This is a genomic window from Klebsiella sp. WP4-W18-ESBL-05, from assembly GCF_014169075.1.
Lineage (GTDB): Bacteria > Pseudomonadota > Gammaproteobacteria > Enterobacterales > Enterobacteriaceae > Kluyvera > Kluyvera ascorbata_B.
The window spans coordinates 619,208-644,227 of sequence record NZ_AP022057.1; the positions used below are offsets into that span (position 1 = coordinate 619,208).

General features: G+C 55.4%; 23 protein-coding genes and 1 tRNA gene. 17 read left to right on the top strand and 7 right to left on the bottom strand.

What is annotated here, in order from left to right; genetic code table 11:
• Positions 1-225: 225 nt before the first annotated feature.
• From H7R58_RS03045 to mtr, 12 genes are all read left to right on the top strand, one after another.
• Positions 226-302: transfer RNA gene (locus tag H7R58_RS03045), tRNA-Met, on the top strand.
• A 208-nt stretch (positions 303-510) separates the two neighbouring features.
• Complete coding sequence (gene rimP / locus H7R58_RS03050) at positions 511-963, top strand: ribosome maturation factor RimP (protein WP_064541967.1); 453 nt, start codon at positions 511-513, stop codon at positions 961-963.
• Between the two features lie 27 nt (positions 964-990).
• The gene (gene nusA, locus H7R58_RS03055; protein ID WP_106927222.1) at positions 991-2,493 is read left to right on the top strand and encodes a transcription termination factor NusA; all 1,503 of its coding nucleotides are present in this window, start codon (positions 991-993) and stop codon (positions 2,491-2,493) included.
• Positions 2,494-2,517: 24 nt separating this feature from the next.
• Entirely contained in the window at positions 2,518-5,208 is a 2,691-nt protein-coding gene (infB, locus tag H7R58_RS03060) for a translation initiation factor IF-2 (protein ID WP_106927220.1), read from the top strand.
• Between the two features lie 101 nt (positions 5,209-5,309).
• Positions 5,310-5,711: a 30S ribosome-binding factor RbfA gene (rbfA, locus tag H7R58_RS03065; RefSeq protein ID WP_106927218.1), complete on the top strand. Its 402-nt coding sequence runs from the start codon at positions 5,310-5,312 to the stop codon at positions 5,709-5,711.
• The gene (truB, locus tag H7R58_RS03070; protein ID WP_106927216.1) at positions 5,711-6,655 is read left to right on the top strand and encodes a tRNA pseudouridine(55) synthase TruB; all 945 of its coding nucleotides are present in this window, start codon (positions 5,711-5,713) and stop codon (positions 6,653-6,655) included. The genes rbfA and truB overlap by 1 nt, the downstream gene beginning before the upstream one ends.
• Before the next feature lie 152 nt (positions 6,656-6,807).
• On the top strand, positions 6,808-7,077 hold the full coding sequence (gene rpsO, locus H7R58_RS03075; RefSeq protein ID WP_035891092.1) for a 30S ribosomal protein S15: 270 nt from the start codon (positions 6,808-6,810) through the stop codon (positions 7,075-7,077).
• Between the two features lie 357 nt (positions 7,078-7,434).
• Entirely contained in the window at positions 7,435-9,570 is a 2,136-nt protein-coding gene (gene pnp / locus H7R58_RS03080; RefSeq protein WP_106927214.1) for a polyribonucleotide nucleotidyltransferase, read from the top strand.
• 111 nt (positions 9,571-9,681) lie between these two features.
• Complete coding sequence (gene nlpI / locus H7R58_RS03085) at positions 9,682-10,566, top strand: lipoprotein NlpI (RefSeq protein WP_106927212.1); 885 nt, start codon at positions 9,682-9,684, stop codon at positions 10,564-10,566.
• Between the two features lie 106 nt (positions 10,567-10,672).
• Positions 10,673-10,753 carry a protein YrbN gene (gene yrbN / locus H7R58_RS03090; RefSeq protein ID WP_100249910.1) on the top strand — a complete coding sequence of 27 codons (81 nt, stop codon included), beginning with the start codon at positions 10,673-10,675 and terminating at the stop codon, positions 10,751-10,753.
• The gene (locus tag H7R58_RS03095) at positions 10,746-12,698 is read left to right on the top strand and encodes a DEAD/DEAH family ATP-dependent RNA helicase (protein ID WP_182928506.1); all 1,953 of its coding nucleotides are present in this window, start codon (positions 10,746-10,748) and stop codon (positions 12,696-12,698) included. The genes yrbN and H7R58_RS03095 overlap by 8 nt, the downstream gene beginning before the upstream one ends.
• A 145-nt stretch (positions 12,699-12,843) precedes the next feature.
• Complete coding sequence (gene mtr / locus H7R58_RS03100) at positions 12,844-14,088, top strand: tryptophan permease (RefSeq protein WP_182929957.1); 1,245 nt, start codon at positions 12,844-12,846, stop codon at positions 14,086-14,088.
• A gap of 87 nt (positions 14,089-14,175) precedes the next feature.
• On the opposite strand, the gene H7R58_RS03105 is transcribed toward mtr, so the two are convergent.
• From H7R58_RS03105 to ubiU, 3 genes are all read right to left on the bottom strand, one after another.
• On the bottom strand, positions 14,176-15,183 hold the full coding sequence (locus H7R58_RS03105; RefSeq protein ID WP_106927206.1) for a luciferase-like monooxygenase: 1,008 nt from the start codon (positions 15,181-15,183) through the stop codon (positions 14,176-14,178).
• Between the two features lie 134 nt (positions 15,184-15,317).
• A complete protein-coding gene (locus tag H7R58_RS03110; protein ID WP_106927204.1) occupies positions 15,318-16,196 on the bottom strand; it encodes a U32 family peptidase in 879 nt (292 codons plus the stop codon).
• Between the two features lie 8 nt (positions 16,197-16,204).
• Positions 16,205-17,200, bottom strand: a complete 996-nt coding sequence (gene ubiU / locus H7R58_RS03115) for a ubiquinone anaerobic biosynthesis protein UbiU (RefSeq protein ID WP_106927202.1) — start codon at positions 17,198-17,200, stop codon at positions 16,205-16,207.
• A 219-nt stretch (positions 17,201-17,419) separates the two neighbouring features.
• Between ubiU and ubiT the strand changes: the two genes are divergently transcribed.
• Together ubiT and H7R58_RS03125 are read left to right on the top strand one after the other, a co-directional pair.
• Entirely contained in the window at positions 17,420-17,944 is a 525-nt protein-coding gene (gene ubiT, locus H7R58_RS03120; protein WP_106927200.1) for a ubiquinone anaerobic biosynthesis accessory factor UbiT, read from the top strand.
• Positions 17,938-18,441, top strand: a complete 504-nt coding sequence (locus tag H7R58_RS03125) for a GNAT family N-acetyltransferase (RefSeq protein ID WP_106927197.1) — start codon at positions 17,938-17,940, stop codon at positions 18,439-18,441. The genes ubiT and H7R58_RS03125 overlap by 7 nt, the downstream gene beginning before the upstream one ends.
• Here the strand turns inward: H7R58_RS03125 and H7R58_RS03130 are convergent.
• A complete protein-coding gene (locus H7R58_RS03130) occupies positions 18,428-18,712 on the bottom strand; it encodes a GIY-YIG nuclease family protein (RefSeq protein WP_106927195.1) in 285 nt (94 codons plus the stop codon). The genes H7R58_RS03125 and H7R58_RS03130 overlap by 14 nt on opposite strands.
• A gap of 54 nt (positions 18,713-18,766) precedes the next feature.
• Here H7R58_RS03130 and H7R58_RS03135 point away from each other — a divergent pair, with 54 nt between their 5' ends.
• Complete coding sequence (locus H7R58_RS03135; protein ID WP_106927193.1) at positions 18,767-19,192, top strand: YhbP family protein; 426 nt, start codon at positions 18,767-18,769, stop codon at positions 19,190-19,192.
• Here H7R58_RS03135 and H7R58_RS03140 read toward each other — a convergent pair.
• From H7R58_RS03140 to H7R58_RS03150, 3 genes are all read right to left on the bottom strand, one after another.
• Positions 19,189-20,625, bottom strand: a complete 1,437-nt coding sequence (locus tag H7R58_RS03140) for a Cu(+)/Ag(+) sensor histidine kinase (protein ID WP_182929959.1) — start codon at positions 20,623-20,625, stop codon at positions 19,189-19,191. The two genes, H7R58_RS03135 and H7R58_RS03140, sit on opposite strands and share 4 nt — an antisense overlap.
• Entirely contained in the window at positions 20,615-21,298 is a 684-nt protein-coding gene (locus H7R58_RS03145; RefSeq protein WP_106927189.1) for a copper/silver response regulator transcription factor, read from the bottom strand. Before H7R58_RS03145 ends, H7R58_RS03140 begins: the two co-directional genes overlap by 11 nt.
• A 175-nt stretch (positions 21,299-21,473) precedes the next feature.
• The gene (locus tag H7R58_RS03150; RefSeq protein WP_106927187.1) at positions 21,474-22,760 is read right to left on the bottom strand and encodes an ABC transporter substrate-binding protein; all 1,287 of its coding nucleotides are present in this window, start codon (positions 22,758-22,760) and stop codon (positions 21,474-21,476) included.
• Positions 22,761-23,267: 507 nt separating this feature from the next.
• On the opposite strand from H7R58_RS03150, the gene H7R58_RS03155 reads away from it, so the two are divergent.
• Together H7R58_RS03155 and H7R58_RS03160 are read left to right on the top strand one after the other, a co-directional pair.
• On the top strand, positions 23,268-24,650 hold the full coding sequence (locus H7R58_RS03155; RefSeq protein WP_182929960.1) for a Cu(I)/Ag(I) efflux RND transporter outer membrane protein: 1,383 nt from the start codon (positions 23,268-23,270) through the stop codon (positions 24,648-24,650).
• A 22-nt stretch (positions 24,651-24,672) separates the two neighbouring features.
• Complete coding sequence (locus H7R58_RS03160) at positions 24,673-25,017, top strand: copper-binding protein (RefSeq protein WP_106927183.1); 345 nt, start codon at positions 24,673-24,675, stop codon at positions 25,015-25,017.
• The last annotated feature ends 3 nt before the right edge of the window (positions 25,018-25,020 follow it).

Here is a 25,020-nt window from a genome sequence, read left to right on the forward strand (position 1 = left end):
AGACATTCATGCATTTTTATTCAAAAAATCCGCACTGCCAGCGAAGGTTGTCAGGCGTACCTTAGCGCGATGGCCGGCGCATTTCTTCTGCATAGAATGTGAGGTTGACAAGTTGTGATAATGCTCACTATACTGGAGGCCGGTTTTACGTCCCGTCCTCGGTACCAAATCCCAGCATTATTTGCATTTTTTACTCAAAACGCGTAAAATTTGCCACGTTTCAGGCGCGGGGTGGAGCAGCCTGGTAGCTCGTCGGGCTCATAACCCGAAGGTCGTCGGTTCAAATCCGGCCCCCGCAACCACTTTCCCTTAGAGTTCATTTTCAAATATACTGTGAAGACTTAGGCCTTCGTAGCTGGATTTGAAAAAAAATTCTTTCGGAAGGTTCTCCAGGCCGCAGTTGCGGCTATAGGGTTCAGTTATCTAAAGCCCCGATTTATCGGGGTTTTTTGTTATCTGACTACAGAATAACTGGGCTTTAGGCCCTTTTTTTATGTCTTGGGGGTGGGTTTGTCCACATTAGAGCAAAAATTAACAGAGATGATTACAGCGCCGGTTGAAGCCCTGGGCTACGAACTGGTCGGCATCGAATTTATTCGCGGTCGCACATCCACACTGCGCATCTATATTGATAGTGAAGATGGCATCAATGTTGATGATTGTGCTGATGTGAGCCACCAGGTAAGCGCGGTGATGGACGTTGAAGATCCGATTACCGTCGCTTACAACCTGGAAGTTTCCTCTCCGGGCCTCGATCGTCCGATGTTCACCGCGGAACACTATGTGCGTTTCCTGGGTGAAGAGGTGACGCTGGTCCTGCGCATGGCGGTACAGAACCGTCGTAAATGGCAGGGCATTATCAAAGCGGTAGACGGTGAGATGATCACTGTGACAGTCGAAGGCAAAGATGAAGTGTTCGCGCTGAGTAACATCCAGAAGGCGAACCTGGTTCCCCACTTTTAACAGTCTGGATTGAGGTGAAAGGCCCCGATGAACAAAGAAATTTTGGCTGTTGTTGAAGCCGTCTCCAACGAGAAAGCGCTGCCGCGTGAGAAGATTTTCGAAGCGCTGGAAAGTGCGCTGGCAACGGCGACAAAGAAAAAATACGAACAGGAAATCGACGTACGCGTTGAAATCGATCGCCGCAGCGGCGACTTCGATACTTTCCGTCGCTGGGTCATTGTTGAAGAAGTTACCCAGCCAACCAAAGAAATTACGCTCGAAGCGGCACGCTTCGAAGACGAAAGCCTGAACGTAGGCGATTACGTTGAAGATCAGATTGAATCCGTCACCTTTGACCGTATTACGACTCAGACGGCAAAACAGGTTATCGTGCAGAAGGTCCGTGAAGCCGAGCGCGCGATGGTTGTCGATCAGTTCCGCGATCAGGAAGGCGAAATCGTCACTGGCGTAGTGAAGAAAGTGAACCGCGACAACATCTCTCTGGAAGTGAAATCCGAAGGGATGGCCGGGAACGCTGAAGCCGTAATCCTGCGTGAAGACATGCTGCCGCGTGAAAACTTCCGTCCGGGCGACCGCATCCGCGGCGTACTGTACGCCGTTCGCCCAGAAGCGCGCGGCGCACAGCTGTTCGTCACCCGTTCTAAGCCGGAGATGCTGATCGAACTGTTCCGCATCGAAGTGCCGGAAATCGGTGAAGAAGTGATTGAAATTAAAGCGGCCGCTCGCGATCCGGGCTCTCGTGCCAAAATCGCGGTAAAAACCAACGACAAACGTATCGACCCGGTCGGCGCTTGCGTAGGTATGCGCGGCGCACGCGTGCAGGCGGTTTCTACCGAACTGGGCGGCGAGCGTATCGATATCGTGCTGTGGGACGACAACCCGGCGCAGTTCGTGATCAATGCTATGGCACCTGCTGATGTGGCATCCATCGTGGTTGATGAAGACAAGCACACCATGGATATCGCGGTAGAAGCAGGTAACCTGGCGCAGGCGATCGGCCGTAACGGCCAGAACGTGCGTCTGGCTTCTCAGCTGAGCGGCTGGGAACTCAACGTGATGACCGTTGACGACCTGCAGGCGAAGCATCAGGCGGAAGCGCACGCGGCGATCGATACCTTCACCAAATATCTCGATATTGATGAAGAGTTCGCGACCGTGCTGGTAGAAGAAGGCTTCTCCACGCTTGAAGAACTGGCCTATGTGCCAATGAAAGAACTGCTGGAAATTGATGGTCTGGACGAAGCGACCGTTGAGGCGCTGCGCGAACGTGCGAAAAACGCCCTGACCACTCTGGCACTTGCCCAGGAAGAAAGCCTCGGTGATAACAAACCGGCTGACGATCTGCTGAACCTGGAAGGGTTAGATCGCGCACTGGCTTTCAAACTGGCCGCTCGTGGCGTTTGTACGCTGGAAGACCTCGCTGAACAAGGCGTTGACGACCTGTCTGACATCGAAGGGTTAACCGACGAGAAAGCGGGTGAGCTGATTATGGCTGCGCGTAATATTTGCTGGTTCGGCGACGAAGCGTAATAAACTGTAGCAGGAAGGAACAGCATGACAGATGTAACCGTAAAAACGCTGGCCGCAGAGATACAGACCTCGGTGGATCGCCTGGTACAGCAATTTGCTGATGCGGGTATCCCGAAATCTGCAGATGACTCTGTGTCCGCACAAGAGAAGCAAACCTTACTGGCGCACCTGAACCGCGAAAACGGTTCTGCGCCGGATAAGTTGACTTTGCAGCGCAAAACGCGCAGTACTCTCAACATTCCAGGTACCGGTGGAAAAAGCAAATCGGTACAAATCGAAGTCCGCAAGACACGCACCTTTGTGAAACGCGATCCGCAAGAGGCTGAACGCCTGGCCGCGGAAGAGCAGGCGCAGCGTGAAGCGGAAGAGCAAGCCCGTCGTGAAGCTGAAGAAGCAGCTAAACGCGAGGCGCAACAAAAAGCTGAACGTGAGGCCGCAGAAAAAGCTAATCGTGAAGCCGCTGATAAAGCGAAACGTGAAGCTGCGGAAAAAGACAAAGTGAGCAATCAACAGACCGACGATATGACCAAAACCGCCCAGGCTGAAAAAGCCCGCCGTGAAAATGAAGCTGCCGAGCTGAAGCGTAAAGCGGAAGAAGAAGCCCGCCGTAAGCTGGAAGAAGAAGCTCGCCGCGTGGCTGAAGAAGCGCGCCGTATGGCAGAAGAAAACGAGAAGAACGGTGTGAATACCGCTGAGCCAACTGAAGACACCAGCGATTATCACGTCACCACTTCTCAGCACGCACGCCAGGCTGAAGACGAAAACGACCGTGAAGTCGAAGGTGGTCGTGGTCGTGGCCGTAATACGAAAGCCGCCCGCCCGGCGAAAAAAGGCAACAAACACGCCGAATCTAAAGCCGATCGTGAAGAAGCGCGTGCCGCTGTTCGCGGGGGTAAAGGCGGCAAACAGCGTAAAGGTTCCGCGCTGCAGCAGGGCTTCCAGAAGCCGGCTCAGGCCGTTAACCGTGACGTTGTGATTGGCGAAACCATCACCGTTGGCGAACTGGCTAACAAGATGGCGGTGAAAGGTTCTCAGGTCATCAAAGCGATGATGAAGCTGGGCGCCATGGCCACCATTAACCAGGTCATCGACCAGGAAACCGCACAGCTGGTTGCCGAAGAGATGGGCCACAAAGTTATCCTGCGTCGTGAAAACGAGCTGGAAGAAGCGGTAATGAGCGACCGTGACACCGGCGCTGCGGCTGAACCGCGCGCACCGGTTGTGACCATCATGGGTCACGTTGACCACGGTAAAACCTCTCTGCTGGACTACATTCGTTCCACGAAAGTAGCCTCTGGCGAAGCGGGCGGCATTACCCAGCACATCGGTGCATACCACGTTGAAACCGACAACGGTATGATCACCTTCCTGGACACCCCGGGGCACGCCGCGTTTACCTCTATGCGTGCTCGTGGTGCGCAGGCAACGGATATCGTTGTTCTGGTTGTTGCAGCAGACGATGGCGTGATGCCGCAGACTATCGAAGCTATCCAGCACGCGAAAGCGGCAGGTGTGCCGGTTGTGGTTGCGGTAAACAAAATCGACAAACCAGAAGCGGATCCGGATCGCGTTAAAAACGAACTGTCCCAGTACGGCATCCTGCCGGAAGAGTGGGGCGGTGAAAGCCAGTTCGTTCACGTATCTGCGAAAGCCGGTACCGGTATCGACGAGCTGCTGGACGCTATCCTGCTGCAGGCTGAAGTTCTGGAGCTGAAAGCGGTCCGTAAAGGCATGGCGAGCGGCGCGGTTATCGAATCCTTCCTGGATAAAGGTCGTGGTCCGGTTGCTACCGTACTGGTTCGTGAAGGTACGCTGCACAAGGGCGATATCGTTCTGTGTGGCTTCGAATACGGTCGCGTTCGTGCAATGCGTAACGAACTGGGTCAGGAAGTCCTGGAAGCAGGTCCGTCTATTCCGGTGGAAATCCTCGGCCTGTCCGGCGTTCCGGCTGCGGGTGACGAAGTGACCGTCGTTCGTGACGAGAAGAAAGCCCGTGAAGTTGCGCTGTATCGTCAGGGCAAATTCCGTGAAGTTAAACTGGCTCGTCAGCAGAAATCTAAACTCGAGAACATGTTCGCCAACATGACCGAAGGCGAAGTTCACGAAGTGAACATCGTCCTGAAGGCCGACGTTCAGGGTTCTGTGGAAGCGATCTCCGACTCCTTGCTGAAACTGTCTACCGACGAAGTGAAAGTGAAGATCATCGGTTCTGGCGTAGGTGGTATCACCGAAACCGACGCAACCCTGGCGGCGGCATCCAACGCGATTCTGGTTGGCTTCAACGTCCGTGCTGATGCCTCTGCACGTAAAGTGATCGAAGCGGAAAGCCTGGATCTGCGCTACTACTCCGTCATCTATAACCTGATCGACGAAGTGAAAGCGGCGATGAGCGGCATGCTGTCTCCGGAACTGAAACAGCAGATCATCGGTCTGGCTGAAGTTCGTGATGTGTTTAAATCACCGAAATTCGGTGCGATCGCGGGCTGTATGGTTACCGAAGGCACCATCAAACGTCACAACCCGATCCGCGTTCTGCGTGACAACGTGGTTATCTACGAAGGCGAGCTGGAATCCCTGCGCCGCTTCAAAGATGACGTCAACGAAGTCCGTAACGGCATGGAATGTGGTATCGGCGTGAAGAACTACAACGACGTTCGCGTTGGCGATATGATCGAAGTGTTCGAAATCATCGAGATCCAACGTACCATCGCTTAATCTTCGTTAAGATTGCCGATTGTAGGCCGGGTAAGCGAAGCGCCACCCGGCATGAATTTCAAAAGGGGCTGATAGCCCCTTTTTTGTCTGGAGAATTTATTATGGCGAAAGAATTTGGTCGCCCGCAGCGCGTGGCCCAGGAGATGCAAAAAGAGATCGCAATCATCCTGCAGCGCGAAATTAAAGACCCGCGTCTGGGCATGATGACCACCGTTTCTGGCGTTGAAATGTCCCGCGACCTGGCCTATGCCAAAGTATTTGTCACCTTCCTGAACGATCAGGATGAAGCCGCGGTGAAAGCGGGCATCAAAGCGCTGCAGGAAGCCTCTGGCTTTATTCGCTCGCTGCTGGGCAAAGCCATGCGCCTGCGTATCGTGCCGGAACTGACCTTCTTCTACGACAACTCGTTGGTTGAAGGTATGCGCATGTCCAACCTGGTGACCAACGTGGTGAAGCATGACGAAGAGCGTCGTGTTAACCCGGACGACAGCAAGGAGGACTGATGAGTCGTCCTCGTCGTCGCGGCCGTGACATTCACGGCGTGCTGTTGCTGGATAAACCGCAGGGTGCGTCCAGCAATGATGTGCTGCAAAAGGTGAAGCGTATTTATAACGCCAACCGCGCCGGGCATACCGGCGCGCTGGATCCGCTGGCAACCGGTATGCTGCCGATTTGCCTCGGTGAAGCCACCAAGTTTTCCCAGTATCTGCTGGACTCCGATAAACGCTATCGGGTGATTGCGCGTTTAGGCCAGCGTACCGATACCTCGGATGCCGATGGGCAGATCGTGGAAGAGCGTCCGGTGACCTTTAGCGAGGCGCAGCTGGCCGATGCGCTGGAAAGCTTCCGTGGCGATACGCAGCAGGTGCCGTCGATGTACTCGGCGCTGAAGTACCAGGGCAAAAAGCTCTACGAATACGCGCGTCAGGGTATCGAAGTGCCGCGCGAAGCGCGCCCGATTACCGTCTACGAACTGCTGTTTATTCGCCATGAAGGTCACGAGCTGGAGCTGGAAATTCACTGCTCTAAAGGCACCTATATTCGTACCATTATTGACGATCTGGGTGAGAAGCTCGGCTGCGGCGCGCACGTGATTTTCCTGCGTCGCCTGGCGGTCAGCAAATACCCGGTCGAACGTATGGTGACGCTGGAGCATTTGCGCGAGCTGGTTGAACAGGCCGAGCAGCAGGGGATCCCGGCTGCGGAGCTACTCGATCCGTTACTGATGCCGATGGACAGTCCCGCTTCGGACTATCCGATTGTGAATATTCCTTTAACGTCATCGGTTTACTTTAAAAATGGTAACCCGGTACGGACCTCCGGCGCACCGCTGGAAGGGCTGGTGCGCGTGACGGAAGGCGAAGAAGGCAAATTCCTCGGAATGGGTGAAATCGATGATGAAGGCCGCGTGGCTCCGCGCCGTCTGGTGGTCGAATACACCGAGTAAGTCAGATTGTGTGGCTTGCGATAACAGAGCGCTGCGGGTAGAATGTCGCGGCTTAACGTCTGCTTAATTGTTTAACAATTGGCAAGCGTTATCTCAGGGGCTGCTGAATTAGAGATCGGCACCCTTTCTTTCTTTTAAATTTGGAGTTCAAAATGTCTCTAAGCGTTGAAGCTAAAGCACAAATCGTTTCTGAGTTCGGTCGTGGCGCGAACGACAGCGGTTCCACCGAAGTTCAGGTTGCACTGCTGACTGCACAGATCAACCACCTGCAGGGTCACTTTGCAGAGCACAAAAAAGATCACCACAGCCGTCGTGGTCTGCTGCGCATGGTTTCTCAGCGTCGTAAGCTGCTGGACTACCTGAAACGTAAAGATGTTGCACGCTACACCGCGCTGATCGAGCGTCTGGGTCTGCGTCGCTAACTCTAGCGAGTTTCAGAAAGAGGGGCCTTTATGGCCCCTTTTTTCCACCGGACGACCGCTATTTATCAGAAAGAGTACCCGTCAAAACGCTGCCTGGTGTTGTGGTAATCTCGTTTGTCTGCAATGCGTTTAGACAAAATTGAGCTGAAATTACCAACACAGCAGTATTTTGAAAGATAGCGGGTATAATGTATTGTTGTTGTACATATTCTTCATTGCAGAGGTTCGCGCGGCTAATGAGAGGCTTTACCCGCATCGGGTTAGGGTTGTCATTAGTCGCGAGGATGCAAAGAAGATCGGTTTCATTGGCCGGCACGCCACAGGGTGTGCCGCCGTTCATTAAGAAAGGATAGAATTTTGCTTAATCCGATCGTTCGTAAGTTCCAGTACGGTCAGCATACCGTTACGCTGGAAACCGGCATGATGGCACGTCAGGCGACTGCCGCTGTTATGGTTAGCATGGATGACACTGCGGTATTCGTTACCGTTGTGGGTCAGAAAAAAGCGAAACCAGGCCAGGACTTCTTCCCGCTGACCGTTAACTATCAGGAGCGTACCTACGCTGCTGGCCGTATCCCGGGTAGCTTCTTCCGCCGTGAAGGCCGTCCGAGCGAAGGCGAAACCCTGATCGCGCGTCTGATTGACCGCCCGGTTCGTCCGCTGTTCCCGGAAGGCTTCGTCAACGAAGTTCAGGTCATCGCGACCGTCGTTTCCGTTAACCCGCAGGTTAACCCGGATATCGTGGCAATGATCGGTGCATCCGCTGCGCTGTCTCTGTCCGGTATTCCGTTCAACGGCCCGATCGGTGCCGCACGCGTCGGTTACATCAACGACCAGTACGTGCTGAACCCGACTCAGGACGAACTGAAAGAGAGCAAGCTGGACCTGGTGGTTGCCGGTACTGAAGCCGCTGTACTGATGGTTGAGTCCGAAGCAGAACTGCTGAGCGAAGACACCATGCTGGGTGCGGTCGTATTCGGCCACGAGCAGCAGCAGATCGTTATTCAGAACATCAACGACCTGGTGAAAGAAGCCGGTAAACCGCGTTGGGATTGGCAGCCGGAAGCCGTTAACGAAGCGCTGAACGCGCGCGTTGCTGCACTGGCTGAATCTCGCCTGAGCGACGCTTACCGCATCACCGACAAACAAGAGCGTTACGCTCAGGTTGACGTGATCAAATCTGAAACCATCGCGACGCTGGTGGCTGAAGACGAAACCCTGGACGCGAACGAACTGGGTGAAATCCTGCACGCTATCGAGAAAAACGTTGTGCGTAGCCGCGTACTGGCTGGCGAACCGCGTATCGATGGCCGCGAAAAAGACATGATCCGTGGTCTGGACGTGCGCACTGGCGTACTGCCGCGTACTCACGGCTCCGCACTGTTCACCCGTGGCGAAACTCAGGCGCTGGTTACCGCGACCCTGGGTACCGCACGTGACGCACAGGTTCTTGATGAACTGATGGGCGAGCGCACCGACAACTTCCTGTTCCACTACAACTTCCCTCCGTACTCCGTAGGGGAAACCGGCATGGTCGGTTCTCCGAAGCGTCGTGAAATTGGTCACGGTCGTCTGGCGAAGCGCGGCGTGCTGGCAGTGATGCCGGAAGGCGACAAGTTCCCGTACACCGTTCGTGTGGTTTCTGAAATCACCGAATCTAACGGTTCTTCTTCTATGGCTTCCGTATGTGGCGCTTCCCTGGCGCTGATGGATGCAGGCGTGCCGATTAAAGCGGCCGTAGCGGGCATCGCGATGGGTCTGGTGAAAGAAGGCGACAACTTTGTTGTTCTGTCTGACATCCTGGGCGACGAAGATCACCTGGGCGATATGGACTTCAAAGTAGCGGGTTCCCGCGACGGTATCTCTGCGCTGCAGATGGATATCAAAATTGAAGGTATCACCAAAGAGATCATGCAGGTTGCTCTGAACCAGGCTAAAGGTGCGCGTCTGCACATCCTGGGCGTGATGGAACAGGCGATCAACGCACCGCGTGGCGATATTTCTCAGTTCGCTCCGCGTATCCACACCATCAAGATCAATCCGGACAAGATCAAAGACGTTATCGGTAAAGGCGGTTCTGTTATCCGTGCACTGACCGAAGAAACCGGCACCACCATCGAAATCGAAGATGACGGTACCGTGAAGATCGCAGCAACCGACGGCGAGAAAGCAAAACACGCTATCCGTCGTATCGAGGAAATCACTGCTGAAATCGAAGTCGGTCGTATCTACAATGGTAAAGTGACCCGTATCGTTGACTTTGGCGCATTCGTTGCCATCGGTGGCGGTAAAGAAGGTCTGGTCCACATTTCCCAGATCGCCGACAAGCGCGTTGAGAAAGTGACTGACTACCTGCAGATGAATCAGGAAGTGCCGGTTAAAGTTCTGGAAGTTGACCGTCAGGGCCGTATCCGTCTGAGCATTAAAGAAGCAACCGAGCAGTCTCAGCCTGCCGCCGCACCGGAAGCTCCGGCAGCGGAACAGGGCGAGTAAGGTTTGCCTTTTGCCCTCCGCGCTTGCGGAGGGCACATTTCGCTGGCGGGATGCCTTGTTTGCAGGCGGGGGACAGGACGTTCATCCAATTGTTGTCTTCGGGAGTGGGAAATGAAGCCTTTTTTGCGCTGGTGTTTCGTTGCGACAGCACTCACGCTGGCAGGATGCAGCAACTCTGCCTGGCGTAAGAGTGAAGTCCTCGCGGTGCCATTGCAACCGACTTTACAGCAGGAAGTAATCCTGGCGCGCATGGAACAAATACTTGCCAGTCGGGCTTTAACCGATGACGAACGCGCACAGCTTTTATATGAGCGCGGAGTGTTGTATGATAGTCTCGGTCTGAGGGCATTAGCGCGCAACGATTTCTCGCAAGCGCTGGCAATCCGACCCGATATGCCTGAAGTATTCAATTACTTAGGCATTTATTTAACGCAGGCAGGCAATTTTGATGCTGCCTATGAAGCGTTTGATTCTGTACTTGAGCTTGATCCAACTTACAATTATGCGCACTTGAATCGCGGCATCGCGCTTTATTACGGTGGCCGTGCGAAGTTAGCGCAAGATGATCTGCTGGCGTTTTATCAAGACGATCCCAATGATCCTTTCCGCAGCCTGTGGCTTTATCTTGCCGAGCAGAAGCTCGATGAGAAGCAGGCAAAAGTCGCGTTGAAGCAACGCTTCGATAAATCGGATAAAGAGCAATGGGGATGGAACATTGTCGAGTTCTACTTAGGCAACATTGACGAAAAAACGTTAATGGAGCGCCTGAAGGCGGACGCAACGGATAACACCTCGCTCGCTGAGCATCTCAGTGAAACCAACTTCTATTTAGGTAAGTATTACCTAAGTCTTGGGGACAGGGACAGCGCTACGGCACTGTTCAAACTGGCGGTTGCCAACAACGTACATAACTACGTTGAGCACCGATACGCATTGTTGGAATTATCGCTCCTGGGCCAGGACCAAGATGACCTGGCAGAATCGGACCAGCAATAGCTGACGACTACATCAGCCCGTAATCTTTTTTGATTGCCATCACCTTCGCGGGTGAGGGCGTTGTTGTTCGTTAATACACCTACTTTGAGCCGGTTCACACTTTTCAATGAAAATTGCAGATCAATTTCATGATGAGTTATGTAGACTGGCCGCCATTAATATCGAGGCACTTGTACTACATGGCTGAATTCGAAACCACTTTTGCAGATCTGGGCCTGAAGGCTCCTATCCTTGAAGCCCTTAACGATCTGGGTTACGAAAAACCATCTCCGATCCAGGCAGAGTGTATCCCGCACCTGCTTTCTGGTCGTGACGTGCTGGGCATGGCCCAGACTGGTAGCGGTAAAACCGCAGCGTTCTCTCTGCCGCTGCTGAACAATATCGATCCTGAGCTGAAAGCACCGCAGATTCTGGTGCTGGCCCCGACCCGCGAACTGGCGGTTCAGGTGGCTGAAGCCATGACGGACTTCTCTAAACATATGCGCGGCGTAAACGTGGTTGCCCTGTACGGCGGCCAGCGTTATGACGTGCAGCTGCGCGCCCTGCGTCAAGGGCCGCAAATCGTTGTCGGTACCCCGGGTCGTCTGCTGGACCACCTGAAGCGCGGCACCCTGGACCTCTCCAAACTGAGCGGCCTGGTGCTGGACGAAGCAGATGAAATGCTGCGCATGGGCTTTATCGAAGACGTTGAAACCATTATGGCGCAGATTCCAGAAGGTCATCAGACCGCGCTGTTCTCTGCAACCATGCCGGAAGCTATCCGTCGTATTACCCGTCGCTTTATGAAAGAGCCGCAGGAAGTGCGCATTCAGTCCAGCGTCACTACGCGTCCGGACATCAGCCAGAGCTACTGGTCCGTGTACGGCATGCGCAAAAACGAAGCGCTGGTACGTTTCCTGGAAGCGGAAGATTTTGATGCGGCGATTATCTTCGTACGTACCAAAAACGCGACCCTGGAAGTGGCTGAAGCGCTGGAACGCAGCGGCTATAACAGCGCCGCGCTGAACGGCGACATGAACCAGTCTCTGCGTGAACAGACTCTGGATCGTCTGAAAGATGGTCGTCTGGACATCCTGATCGCGACCGACGTTGCGGCCCGTGGCCTGGACGTTGAGCGTATCAGCCTGGTCGTTAACTACGACATCCCGATGGACTCCGAGTCTTACGTTCACCGTATCGGTCGTACCGGTCGTGCGGGTCGTGCTGGCCGTGCGCTGCTGTTCGTTGAGAACCGCGAACGTCGTCTGCTGCGCAACATCGAACGCACGATGAAGCTGACCATTCCAGAAGTTGAGCTGCCGAACGCAGAACTGCTGGGCAAACGCCGTCTGGAAAAATTCGCCGCGAAAGTACAGCAGCAGCTGGAAAGCAGCGATCTGGATCAGTACCGTGCACTGCTGGCGCAAATCCAGCCGACCGCGGAAGGCGAAGAGCTGGACGTTGAAACGCTGGCCGCTGCGCTGCTGAAAATGGCACAGGGCGAACGTTCTCTGATCGTTCCACCCGATGCGCCAATGCGTCCTAAGCGTGAGTTCCGTGACCGTGACGATCGTTTCGAACGTCGTGACCGCAACGACCGTGGTCCGCGCGATCGTAATGAGCGTGGTGGCGAAGATCGTCCTAAACGCGAACGTCGTGACGTTGGCGATATGGAACTGTATCGCATTGAAGTGGGTCGTGATGATGGCGTTGAAGTTCGTCACATCGTTGGCGCTATCGCGAACGAAGGCGACATCAGCAGCCGTTACATCGGTAACATCAAGCTGTTCGGTACCCACTCTACTATCGAACTGCCAAAAGGCATGCCGGGCGAAGTACTGCAGCACTTTACTCGTACCCGCATCCTGAACAAACCGATGAACATGCAGCTGATCGGCGACGCGCAGCCTCGTCCAGAGCGCAGCGGTCGTAGCTTCGGCGGCGAACGTCGCGAAGGCGGTCGTAGCTTCGGTGGCGAACGTCGTGAAGGCGGTCGTGGCTTCGGCGGCGAGCGTCGTGAAGGCGGTCGTGGTGATGGTCGTCGTTTCAGCGGCGAACGTCGTGAAGGCAGCCGTGCTCCGCGTCGTGATGATGCTGCTGCGCCGCGTCGTGATGACTCCGCAGGCCGTCGTCGTTTCGGCGGTGACGCATAAGCCCAACGGCTTAAAAGCGTAAAGTAAAATATACAGCCCCGATCGTGACGATTGGGGCTTTTTTTATTCCCTTTGTACTCGTGTACTGGTACAGTGCAACACATTAAAATGCAGTAGCAAAATAATACACTGGAGAAAAGGCTGTATGGCGACACTAACCACCACCCAAACGTCACCTTCGCTGCTTGGCGGCGTGGTGATCATCGGCGGCACAATCATTGGTGCGGGGATGTTTTCTCTGCCGGTGGTGATGTCCGGTGCGTGGTTCTTCTGGTCAATGGCGGCGCTGGTGTTTACCTGGTTCTGCATGCTGCATTCCGGGCTGATGATTCTGGAAGCTAACCTGAACTATCGCATTGGCTCCAGCTTCGACACCATCACCAGGGATCTGCTGGGTAAAGGCTGGAACGTGGTGAACGGTATCTCCATCGCCTTCGTGCTCTATATTCTGACCTACGCCTATATTTCAGCGAGCGGGTCGATTCTGCACCACACGTTCTCTGAGATGTCGCTAAACGTCCCGGCGCGTGCGGCGGGCTTTGGCTTCGCGCTGCTGGTGGCCTTTGTGGTGTGGCTGAGCACCAAAGCGGTGAGCCGTATGACCGCGATTGTGCTGGGCGCGAAGGTGATCACCTTCTTCCTGACCTTCGGTAGCCTGATGGGGCACGTTACGCCCGCGACGCTGTTTAACGTTGCTGAGAGCCACGCCAGCTATACGCCTTATCTGCTGATGACGCTGCCGTTCTGTCTGGCCTCCTTTGGCTATCACGGCAACGTGCCGAGCCTGATGAAGTACTACGGCAAAGATCCGAAGACCATCGTGAAATGCCTGGTGTACGGCACGCTGCTGGCGCTGGTGCTCTACACCGTATGGCTGCTGGGGACGATGGGCAACATCCCGCGTCCGGAATTTATCGGTATTGCGCAGAAGGGCGGTAACATTGATGTGCTGGTACAGGCGCTGAGCGGCGTGCTCAATAGCCGTGGCCTGGATCTGCTGCTGGTGGTGTTCTCCAACTTTGCGGTGGCGAGTTCATTCCTTGGGGTGACGCTAGGCCTGTTTGACTATCTGGCGGATCTGTTCAAATTTGATGATTCTGCGCTGGGTCGCTTCAAAACGGCGCTGCTGACCTTCCTGCCACCGATTATCGGCGGCCTGCTGTGGCCGAACGGTTTCCTGTACGCCATTGGTTACGCAGGGTTGGCGGCAACGATCTGGGCGGCAATTGTTCCGGCGCTGCTGGCGCGCAAATCCCGTAAACGCTTCGGTAGCCCGAAATTCCGCGTCTGGGGCGGCAAGCCGATGATAGCGCTGATTCTGGTGTTTGGCGTGGGTAACGCGCTGGTGCATGTGCTGTCGAGCTTTAACCTGCTGCCGGTTTATCAGTAAGGCATTCGCCCGGTGGCGCTACGCTTACCGGGCCTACATTCTTGTGTAGGCCGGATAAGGCGCAGCCGCCATCCGGCACAAACCACACTACCCCAACAGTTCCCGCTTCACATCCATCGCCAACCCAAACGAATGCAGCCGCGCCTGGTGATCGAAAATCTGGCCGTTAACCATAATCTCATCCGCCTGCGTTTCCCGCAGAATCGACTCCAGCCCGTGGCGCACCTTCGCTTTATCGCCTACCAGTGACATCCGCAGCGCCTGATCGACACCGTATTTTTCCGACGGCGTCCAGAAATGTTCCATTTGCTGCACCGGCGGTGGCAACTGCCCGGTTTCACCACGGCGCAGTTTGGTAAATGCCTGTTGCATCGAGGTGAAGAGGAATTCGGCATCGCGGTTGCTGTCGGCGGCGATAATATTAATGCACACCATTGCATACGGTTTCTCGAGCCGCGCTGACGGCTGGAAGTGAGTGCGGTAGAGGTGCAAGGCCTGGAACAGCATATCCGGTGCAAAGTGCGAGGCGAAGGCAAACGGTAGGCCAAGCTGTGCCGCCAGCTGCGCACCGTACAGGCTTGAGCCTAACAGCCACACCGGTATTTTCTCGCCATAGCCCGGTACCGGGCGCACCTGCGGGTTAGGATCGGCCGCATCAAACCAGTCCACCAGTTCCGCCACGTCGCGCGGGAAGTTATCGATATCCCCGCTCATATGACGACGCAGCGCGCGCATCGTCGGCTGGTCGCTACCCGGCGCGCGGCCAAGGCCGAGATCGATACGTCCCGGATACAGCGTATTCAGCGTCCCGAACTGTTCGGCAATCACCAGCGGTGAGTGGTTAGGTAGCATCACGCCGCCTGAACCCAGATGTAGCGTAGTCGTGTGGGCGGCGAGATAGCCAATCAGTACCGAAGTTGCCGCACTGGCGATACCGACCATATTGTGGTGTTCTGCCAGCCAATAGCGGTGATAGCCGCGCTTTTCAGCGAGCTGTGCGAGATCGAGAGAATGGGAGAAGGCTTCTCGCGCGGAGGAGCCCTGAGGGATCGGCGCGAGGTCGAGCACCGAGAAGGCAACGGTTTTGTCAGTCATAAAGGCTCACTTTGCTACAGCATAGTCATCAGATTGAAGGTCTTGTTCCCACCGGGGTCGCCCGGCCAGAAAAGCTGCATCTTTAATAATGCATTAAAATCTGACGACAGTTGTTAACAAAGTGAGCGGTTTTATCAGGCCTGTAGCTCCAGCCCGGCCAGACGCTTCCAGTAGCCGTTGCAGTCGCTGTTGGCGGTCAGCGGCAGCGGGGCTGCGCCATTTTCGTTAGCGCGGAAGGCGTCAAGCATGGCGAAGGTCTCATTGCCCATCGGCGACAGACGCACCATATCAACCAGTCCGTGCATCGATGTCAGTTCGTTGCCGAGGTTGTAAACGTAGCCGCTCATAGTCTGAATACCGTTCAGCACGAACACCTGCTGATTCTCCTGCGACAGCATGCTGCGCCCGTTAGGGTACTTGATGCAGCAGGTCTCGCACTCATCTTTTGGCTTATCTTCTGAGCGCGCGGTAAAGCAGCGGGCGGAATAGGCCAGCGGCAGGTGACCGTAGCTCAGCACTTCCACTTCAAACTTATCGCGGATGCCCAGCTCTTCACACTGATTGAGCAGGTTTACCAGCCAATCGCGCGAGAGCTCAACCGGCATGCACCAGCGAACCATGCCCTGCTTTTGCAACAGGCGCAGGGTGACCGCGTTATAGCAGTTCAGCGCATGGCCGGCGACGAACGGTAGCTTACGCTCAGCGCACAGGTTAACCACGCCCAAATCGCTGGCTTCAACGAGGAAGTCACCGTTCTCAACATAGCGCTTGAGCTCGCCCAGCTCGGACGATGCCTGGACCAGCGCGAGGGTGGAGAGCACCACCTGTTTACCGCTACCGGCCAGCGATTTGGCCATATCCAGCCAGTCGCCCACTTTGGTGGCGCGGCGTTTGCTGCATACGGCTTCACCCAGATAAATGGTGTCGGCGTTGCTGATGGCGGCCTGCTGGTAGAAATCTTCCAGCGTCTCTTTTGACCAGTAGTAAAGCACCGGCCCTAATGAATATTTCATGGGAATTCCTACTGCCATTTACGGTGATACGCGCCGAGCGTGGTCTGGGTGCCTTCGGACATCGAGCCGAGGGTTTCCATCCACGCGGCCTGCGGAACGAAGTTCTGCGGATCGGCCATACAGCGGTCGATCGCCTGACGCCAGACTTTGGCCACCTGGCTAACGTACGCCGGGCTGCGCTGGCGGCCTTCAATTTTCACCGAGGCGATGTTCGCGGCCAGCAGTTCCGGCAGCAGCTCCAGCGTGTTAAGGCTGGTGGGCTCTTCCAACGCGTGATAGCGCTCGCCGTCTACCAGATAGCGGCCTTTGCACAACGTTGGGTATCCGGCGTTTTCGCCGTCCTGATAGCGGTCAATCAACACTTCGTTAAGCCGTGACTCCAGCCCCTGCGGCGTTTGCTGCCAGCGTACGTAGCGGGCCGGTGAACAGGCACCCACGGTGTTCGGCGACTCGCCGGTTAAATAAGACGAGAGGTAGCAGCGGCCTTCGGCCATAATGCACAGACTGCCGAAGGCGAACACTTCCAGCGGCACCGGCGTGACGCGAGCCAGCTGTTTCACCTGGTGAATCGACAGCACGCGCGGCAGCACTACGCGGGCAACGTCAAAGTTGCGATGATAGAACTGAATCGCCTCTTCGTTCGTCGCGGATGCCTGAACGGAGACATGGCGCTCAATATGCGGGTAGCGCTCTGCGGCATACTCAAGCATGGCGAGGTCGGCAAGGATCAGCGCATCGGCACCCAACTGGGCGGCCATGTCTACGGCGCGCTGCCAGCGCACGTAGCCGTCCGGGTGCGCGAAGGTGTTGATGGCGATATGCAGCTTACGGCCGTGTTGATGCACGAAGCTGACGGCTTCCTGCAATTTCTTTTCGGTAAAGTTCAGACCAGCGAAATGGCGGGCGTTGGTATCGTCTTTCAGCCCGATGTACACCGCATCCGCGCCGTTTTCGATAGCCGCTTTTAGCGCCGGGAGGTTTCCGGCAGGGCAGAGCAACTCCATAATTCTTCCTGAGTTAGCGGCCCAGCAGGGCGCATTATTGTTAATGAATGGGGATTTTAGTTAACCTATCGCTAATCATTTTTGATTTGAGGCAGACAAAAGCGTATTGATTGCGCCAATAATCCCTCTGTCTCACGACATAATTGTTGATTTACGCCGCTATGTCGTTTATCTGATATGGCAAAATAACGGAACTATTGCATTCAGGGAGTAAAGCTTGTGTTGGATAAACTGCGTTCACGTCTGGTTCATGTTGCTCCGACTTTAATGAGCGTTCCGGTAAAATTGACGCCGTTCGCGCTTAAGCGTCAGGTGCTACAACAGGTGTTAAGCTGGCAGTTCCGCCAGGCGCTAAACGATGGCGAACTGGATTTTCTCGACGGCCGCTGGTTAAGCATTGAGGTGCGTGATATTGGCCTGAAATGGTTCACCTCCGTTGAGAATGAACGTCTTATCGTGAGCGATGCTGCCCAGGCAGACGTGAGCTTTAGCGCGGACGCCAGCGATTTGCTGATGATCGCCGCGCGTAAACAGGACCCGGATACGCTCTTTTTCCAGCGTCGGCTGGTGATTGAAGGCGACACGGAGCTGGGTCTTTATGTCAAAAATCTGATGGATGCTATCGAGCTTGAGCAGATGCCAAAAGCGCTGCGCGTGATGCTGATGCAGCTGGCTGATTTCGTTGAAGCTGGCCTAAAATCACCATCAGAAACTAAACATACATCGGTAGGTGAGCCATGCTGATTCGAGTAGAAATTGGAATTGATGCCCCGGGCATCGACGCGCTGCTGCGTCGGACCTTCAACCGTGACGGCGAAGCCAATCTGGTACGCGAGCTGCGCGAAGACGGTCTGATCACGCTGGGCCTGGTGGCTACGGATGATGAAGGCCATGTGGTGGGCTATGTGGCATTTAGCCCGGTCAGCATTGAAGGCGAAGAGCTACAGTGGGTCGGTCTGGCTCCGCTGGCGGTCGATGAAGCCTATCGCGGCCAGGGGCTGGCGCGTCAGATGGTCTATGAAGGTCTGGATTCACTCAACGAGTTCGGCTATGCGGCGGTCGTCACGCTTGGCGATCCGGCGCTGTACGGGCGCTTCGGCTTCGAACGGGCGTCCCAGTACGATCTGCGTTGTCGTTGGCCGGGGACCGAAGAAGCGTTTATGGTGCACCGTCTGGCCGACGATGCGTTAAACGGCGTGCACGGCCTGGTGGAATACTCTGACCACTTTAACCGTTTCTAAGGCTGTCCAGTAACGTTTCAAACGAACCGTCACCTGCGACGAGGCGCTCTTTCTGGCGCTTCGTTAGCTGTTTAATGCGGTACTCCAGGCGTAGTGCCAGCGAGTGCTCGCCCACTTCACCGGAAAATGCCAGCCGCAGCGCGCCTTTGCCGCGCAGCGCCTTCGCGCCTTTACCGCTCTGATGCTGGTGAAATCGCCGTTCAACATCGGTGGTGATACCGGTGTACAATTTGTCGTCCTCGGTGCGGACAAGATAAAGAAACCAACGCACGTGTGCCAACCTGTCTGTGTAGGTGAGCGCACCATAGCATATCGGAGAGAACAGATGGAAACGCTGGCAACCATCAGCCGCTGGCTGTCGAAACAACATGTCGTAGGCTGGTGCGTAGCGAATGAGGGCGAGCTGTGGTGTGCCAATGCGTTCTACGTCTACGACCCGCAGAGGGTGGCGTTTTATCTGCTGAGCGAAGAAACCACCCGCCATGGCCAGATGACCGGCAAACAGGCCTCGGTGGCCGGGACGGTCAACGGCCAGCCGAAAACGGTGGCGCTGATTCGCGGCGTGCAGTTTAAAGGGCAAATTCGTCTGCTTGAGGGCGAAGAAGCCGATGAGAAGCGCGCGCTATACGTCCGTCGCTTCCCGGTGGCCCGCATGCTCTCTGCCCCGGTATGGGAGCTACGTCTCGACGAGCTAAAGTTTACCGACAATACCCTTGGCTTCGGCAAAAAACTACACTGGCTGCGCGACTAAAGCCGCGGCAGCTCCAGCGTAAAGCGCGTGGCGACGGTATCGGAGGTCACGCCAATCTTCCCGCGATGCGCCAGTACGATCGATTTTACGATCGCCAGACCAATCCCGCTGTTTTCCCCTTTCCGCTGGCGCGACGGATCGACCCGGTAAAAACGATCGAACAAACGCGGCAGATGCTCTGCCGCAATCGGCGTACCGGGATTCTCGACACAGTACTCCACCCAGCCGCCTTTCTCGCTGACCTGTACGGTGACCGACATTCCACGCGGAGTGTAACGGATAGCATTGGAGAGCAAGTTGTTGATCACCCGGCGAATCATAAGCGGATCGCCCGATATCAACGACGGCTGCCCTGCAAACCTCAGCGTCACTTCACGTTCTTCCGCCCAGGCTTCAAAGAACTCAAATACCTTCATCGTTTCACTTTGCAGATCCAGCGGTACACGCTCGGGGATCAGCAGATTTTCATCGGCCTGCGCCAGAAATAGCATATCGCTGACCATCTTCGCCATCCGGTTGTACTCTTCGAGGCTGGAGTACAGCACGTCTTCCAGCTCTTTGACCGTTCGCGGCTGGCTGAGCGCTATTTCGGTTTGAGTCAGCAGATTGGTAATCGGCGTGCGGATTTCATGGGCGATATCGGCCGAGAAGTTGGCCTGTCGACGGAATACATCTTCGATCCGGCCGATCATCTGGTTGAACGACATCACCAGCTGTTCCAGTTCGATCGGCACCCTGGACGGATCCAGCCGCACGTCGAGATTTTCTGAGGTAATACTTTTAATCTCATGGCTGACGTCGCGCAGCGGCTGGTGGCCCTTGCGCACGGCGATCAGCACGATCACGATAATCAACAGGCTGATGACGGCAGCAATCATCATCAGGTTGCGTTTTAGCGCATCGAGATAATGCAGATGAAAGTCGATCGACAGCGCGGTCAGCAGGGTGTAGGTCCGATCCTTTGCCTGGAGGGTGGAGGTGATGACCCGATAGGTTGTGGGGTGCTGAGCGCTCACGGCATGTTCTGCCATCGGACGCATCGCGCTGCCGGTCCAGCGGAACATTTGCCCGGACTGACGTTCACGAGTGAAACGATCGCTGGTGAGAATCGGCGACAGATCCGGCCCGCCCGGTGAGTGGTAGAGATGGGCGTTATCCGGCGTGGCGAGCAGCACGGCGGTGTTGCGATAGCCCGCCAGCACATTGTTAATATTCGCGAGCTTCTCCGCTTCTGAGGTATCAGGTGCGGTCAGCAGCGCGTTCAGCGTCGCGTTGACTTGCTTCAGGTCGCTGACATCCTGCTCAGCGAAGTGTTGCTCCACCGAGTGCAGCATGATGCCGGTGAAGGCGGCAAAGGCGATGACGGTGGCCAGGCTGATAAAAAAGGTCAGACGCGTTGCCAGCGAGAACGGGCGGCGTAGGCTAGCCTTCATCCCGAACCTCAAGCACGTAGCCCACGCCGCGTACGGTCTGAATCAGTTTGGGCGAGAAGTCGTTATCAATTCTGGCACGCAGACGTTTGACGGCGACGTCGATAACGTTGGTGTCGCTGTCGAAGTTCATATCCCAGACCTGTGAAGCAATGAGCGAGCGGGGCAGCACTTCTCCCTGATGGCGGAGAAAGAACTCCAGGAGCGTAAACTCTTTACTGGTTAGCGTGATGCGGGTATCGCCGCGGGTGACTTTGCGCGAGACCAGATCGAGCGTAAGGTCGGCCACCTGAAACTGACTTTCGACAATGGCGGCCGCGCCGCGCCGCAGCAGAGTGCGCACGCGCGCCAGCAGTTCGGCAAAGGCGAACGGCTTGACCAGATAATCGTCGGCACCCAGTTCCAGCCCCTTCACCCGTTGCTCAATCGTGCCCAGCGCGGTTAGCAGCAGAATCGGCATCCCTTTATTGGCGGCGCGCAGCATGCGCACGATATCCCAGCCGTTAACGTCCGGCAGCATGATATCCAGCACAATCAGATCGTAATCGGCGGTCATGGCCAGATGATAGCCGTTGAGGCCATTGTCGGCGTGATCCACCACGAAGCCTGCTTCCGTCAGCCCCTTGCACAGGTACTGCCCGGTTTTGACTTCGTCTTCTACCACCAGAATTTTCACGCGTCCTCCGTCGCTGCTGTGTGATGGGGCCATTCTAATGAGGTGTAAGGAATGACGGAAGAAAAAAGCCCGTCCTGATGTTACCTGTAGTCCGCAGAGCAGTGACGCCGCCATCGGGCAGCCTGAGCCAGGCAGCCCGATGGCGCTACGCTTATCAGGCCTACAAGCGTTGGTATTACTCCGCCCACGCGTTCTGCCGTTTCAGCTCCTCGTTGACCTTGTCGTTGAGCGTCTTGAGTACCGCCGGAATATCGCCCTCGCAGTCGGCATAAATTTTGTTAAAACCGTCGGCGGTGATCTGCCTTACCGGGATCCAGTTTGGGATCTGCGGCATGTAGCGCCCTTCCTTCGCGTAGGTTTCCGCAAACACTTCCCAGCGCGGATCGTCATGGTAATCCTTGATGTTCAGCGTTTTATTGATCGGCAGGCGGACGATCGGCATCGAGGTACTGTCGGTCGCCATACCGATCTTCTGGCCTTCTGGTGAAATTAAAAACTCGAGGAATTTTTTAGCCGCCGCTTTGCGCTGGCTGGTTTTCATCAGGAATGCCGTGGTGCCTTCGGCCATCGACGCTGCGCCGCCGGGGCCCGCCGGCGGGGGGACTACGGTATAGGTCGCTTTACCCGGATCTTTATCAAACAGGGCAATATGGTACGGGCCGGAGGAGTACATCCCGCTTTGTCCGGAACGGAAGGCCGTGTTCGCATCGGCAGTGGTGTGATTAATCGCGCCCGGCTGTGCAAGCCCTTCGCAAACCATGCTTCGCATAAATGTCATCGCGGCGACCGCTTCCTGGCCGTTGAGCGCGGCCTTAAATTTTCCCGGCTGGGTGGCAACCAGATAATTACCGCCCGCCTGCCACAGATAGGAAGATGAAAATGAGCTGGCATAGCCGCGGGTGGTCGATAGCGGCATGGTAAAGCCGTAGGTATCATTCTTACCGTTACCGTCAGGATCGTTGCGGGTGAACGCCTGCGCCACGTTTTTCAGTTCATCCCAATTGGTGGGGGCCTTAAGGTTAAGCTTGTTGAGCCAATCCTGGCGGATAAACAGCGCATAGGTATGCGCCGACGTTGGGACGCCGTAGTACTTACCGTCCGGGAGCTGTGCGGATTTCCACGCCGTCTCGTAAACATCGCCGCCGCCTTTCAGTTCGCCGGGTTTGATTTCATCGACGATACCTAGCTGCACCATCTGGCCGACAATAATGGCGTCGTTGAAAACCACGTCCGGCAGCGCGTTGCCGGTTGCCGCGCGCGCCAGTCGCTGGTCAAAGTCGGTGACGGCGTTGAAGTACTTGATGGATATCCCTGTCTCTTTCTGGAACTGGTCGGCGAGTTTTTGGTAAATCACTTTTGAATCATTGCTGGCGCGTATCCAGACGTCGAGCTGTTCGCTGAAGGCATTTTGTGAAAGGGCACATAACAAGGCTAAACCAAGCGCTTTTGTTCTGAATTTCATAGAGAGACTCCGGTTTTGCGATAGGTATTATTTTCATCCCTGAACAGAGGTAAGGATTGGTGAAAAGGAAAACGAAAGTGATGATAGGAGCGCTATTTGTATGAAACAATGTTCTATTATGGCTAACCGGTAAATATCGTATCGTTATGCGGTGCGTCTCACAGAGAAAATGCAGAGAATTCTTTCGGGGAAATATAACCTCTTGAAAAAGTTATCTTGCTTTTTTTCTAATAAAAATACTTATTTGTCATTCAGACGTTAATTTGTGAGCAATCTGGCATATTATTGAATAAATGTGATCGCGGTTAATTTCTTTCCACCGATATTCCCTTTTTTTATGTTCGTAAAAGCTAATTTATTTTTTCTGCACGACTTTTCGCTGTGCGGATCACGTTATCTCAGGCCTTAAATGACAACTTTGTCATTATCCTGTCAGGCTGCAAACAGAGTCGCTCCCGTAAGGTAATTGCCAGGCCAGCCCTTTTCCTTGGCCATACAGGACGTGACATGTTGAAAGTAAAACCGCTGACGCTGCTGATGGCGTTGTTTCTGGCCGGGTGCGTCTCGCTGGCGCCGGACTATCAACAGCCGGAAAATACCGTGCCCGAGCAATTCTCGCTGTCTTCGGGAGCGCTGGTGCCAACCGGCACCCGCTGGCAGGAGACCGGCTGGCAATCGTTTTTCGCCGATCCGCAGGCAAAGCGGCTGATTGACATTGCGCTGCGTAACAACCGTGACTTACGTATGGCGGTACTCAACGTTGAGGCCGCGCGCGCGCAGTATCAGGTCACCGACGCCGGGCGTTATCCGCAGCTGGATGGCACTGCGGACGCCAGCTATAAAGGCGACCTGCAGGGCAATAACCCCACCGATAAAGGCTACGCGACCGGGTTGAACCTGAGCTATGAGCTCGACTTTTTCGGCAAGCTGAAAAACATGAGCGAAGCTGACAGGCAGAACCTCTTCGCCAGTCAGGCGGCCCAGCGCGCCGCGCAAATTACCCTGGTGACCAGCGTTTCGCAGGCCTATTTCAACCAGCGTCGGCTGGCCGCACAGCTGGCGATCGCCAAAGAGACGCTGCGTAACTATCAGCAGTCGTACGGTTTTGTTGAACAGCAGCTGGTCACCGGCAGTACCAATGTGCTGGCTCTGGAACAGGCGCGCGGCGTGATAGAAAGCACCCGTGCGGACATCGCTAAGCGTGAAGGCGAGCTGGCGCAGGCCGGCCATTTACTGCAGCAACTGCTGGGTACCTACAGCACGCCGCTAAGCGATAGCGCGCAAAGTGAGGCGGTGAACCCGCTGGTGCTGCCAGCAAACCTGCCGTCAGCGATTCTGCTTCAGCGCCCGGACATCATGGCGGCGGAGCACCAGCTGCGTGCCGCTGATGCCAATATTGGCGTGGCGCGTGCGGCATTTTTCCCCTCCATCACCCTAACCAGCGGTGTCTCAACCAGCAGCTCGGCGCTCTCCAGCCTGTTTAACGCAGCAAGCGGTATGTGGAGCTTTGTGCCGAAGGTTGATCTGCCCATTTTCAACGCCGGGCGTAATGAAGCCAATCTGGCGCTGGCAAACGTGAAGCAGCGTCAGGCCGTGGTGGCCTATGAGCAAAAAATTCAGGCGGCGTTTAAGGATGTGGCCGACGCACTCTCGCTGCGCGACAGTATTCAGGGGCAGCTGGCGGCCCAGCGGCGTTATTTATCCTCGCTGCAAATCACCCTACAACGCGCACGTGGTTTATATGCCAGCGGTGCGGTGAGCTATATCGAGGTGCTCGATGCTGAGCGCTCAATATTCACCACGCAGCAAGCCATTCTCGATTTAATTTATTCCCAACAGGTTAACGAAATCAATTTATTCACCGCCCTTGGCGGCGGCTGGAAAGCATAAAACTTATTCAGGAGTCTTAAATATGCGTCACTTTACCACTCTGCTTGGCGGTATTTTTATGGTTATGACGATGAACGTTCAGGCGACAGAAATGCAGCATGACGGTCATGGATCCATGACGACGATGAATGCGCAACCCACGGTTATTCAGGGAACCGGGATTGTGAAGTTAATTGATCGACAGGCGAAGAAAATCACCATTGCGCACGATGCGATTGCGGCAATCGGCTGGCCGGCGATGACCATGCGTTTTACCTACGCTGAACCGACGGCGGCAATCGAGCAGCTTAAAGCGGGTAGCCAGGTGGATTTCAGCTTTATCCAACAGGGAAATATTTCCCTTCTTCAGGACATTAAGACGCGCTGAACG

Coding starts and splice junctions, on each gene's coding strand:
- nusA (WP_106927222.1), top strand. CDS start 991: ATGAACAAAGAAATTTTGGCTGTTGTTGAAGCCGTCTCCAACGAGAAA.
- infB (WP_106927220.1), top strand. CDS start 2,518: ATGACAGATGTAACCGTAAAAACGCTGGCCGCAGAGATACAGACCTCG.
- rbfA (WP_106927218.1), top strand. CDS start 5,310: ATGGCGAAAGAATTTGGTCGCCCGCAGCGCGTGGCCCAGGAGATGCAA.
- truB (WP_106927216.1), top strand. CDS start 5,711: ATGAGTCGTCCTCGTCGTCGCGGCCGTGACATTCACGGCGTGCTGTTG.
- rpsO (WP_035891092.1), top strand. CDS start 6,808: ATGTCTCTAAGCGTTGAAGCTAAAGCACAAATCGTTTCTGAGTTCGGT.
- nlpI (WP_106927212.1), top strand. CDS start 9,682: ATGAAGCCTTTTTTGCGCTGGTGTTTCGTTGCGACAGCACTCACGCTG.
- yrbN (WP_100249910.1), top strand. CDS start 10,673: ATGAAAATTGCAGATCAATTTCATGATGAGTTATGTAGACTGGCCGCC.
- H7R58_RS03095 (WP_182928506.1), top strand. CDS start 10,746: ATGGCTGAATTCGAAACCACTTTTGCAGATCTGGGCCTGAAGGCTCCT.
- mtr (WP_182929957.1), top strand. CDS start 12,844: ATGGCGACACTAACCACCACCCAAACGTCACCTTCGCTGCTTGGCGGC.
- H7R58_RS03105 (WP_106927206.1), bottom strand. CDS start 15,183: ATGACTGACAAAACCGTTGCCTTCTCGGTGCTCGACCTCGCGCCGATC.
- H7R58_RS03110 (WP_106927204.1), bottom strand. CDS start 16,196: ATGAAATATTCATTAGGGCCGGTGCTTTACTACTGGTCAAAAGAGACG.
- ubiU (WP_106927202.1), bottom strand. CDS start 17,200: ATGGAGTTGCTCTGCCCTGCCGGAAACCTCCCGGCGCTAAAAGCGGCT.
- H7R58_RS03125 (WP_106927197.1), top strand. CDS start 17,938: ATGCTGATTCGAGTAGAAATTGGAATTGATGCCCCGGGCATCGACGCG.
- H7R58_RS03135 (WP_106927193.1), top strand. CDS start 18,767: ATGGAAACGCTGGCAACCATCAGCCGCTGGCTGTCGAAACAACATGTC.
- H7R58_RS03140 (WP_182929959.1), bottom strand. CDS start 20,625: ATGAAGGCTAGCCTACGCCGCCCGTTCTCGCTGGCAACGCGTCTGACC.
- H7R58_RS03150 (WP_106927187.1), bottom strand. CDS start 22,760: ATGAAATTCAGAACAAAAGCGCTTGGTTTAGCCTTGTTATGTGCCCTT.
- H7R58_RS03155 (WP_182929960.1), top strand. CDS start 23,268: ATGTTGAAAGTAAAACCGCTGACGCTGCTGATGGCGTTGTTTCTGGCC.
- H7R58_RS03160 (WP_106927183.1), top strand. CDS start 24,673: ATGCGTCACTTTACCACTCTGCTTGGCGGTATTTTTATGGTTATGACG.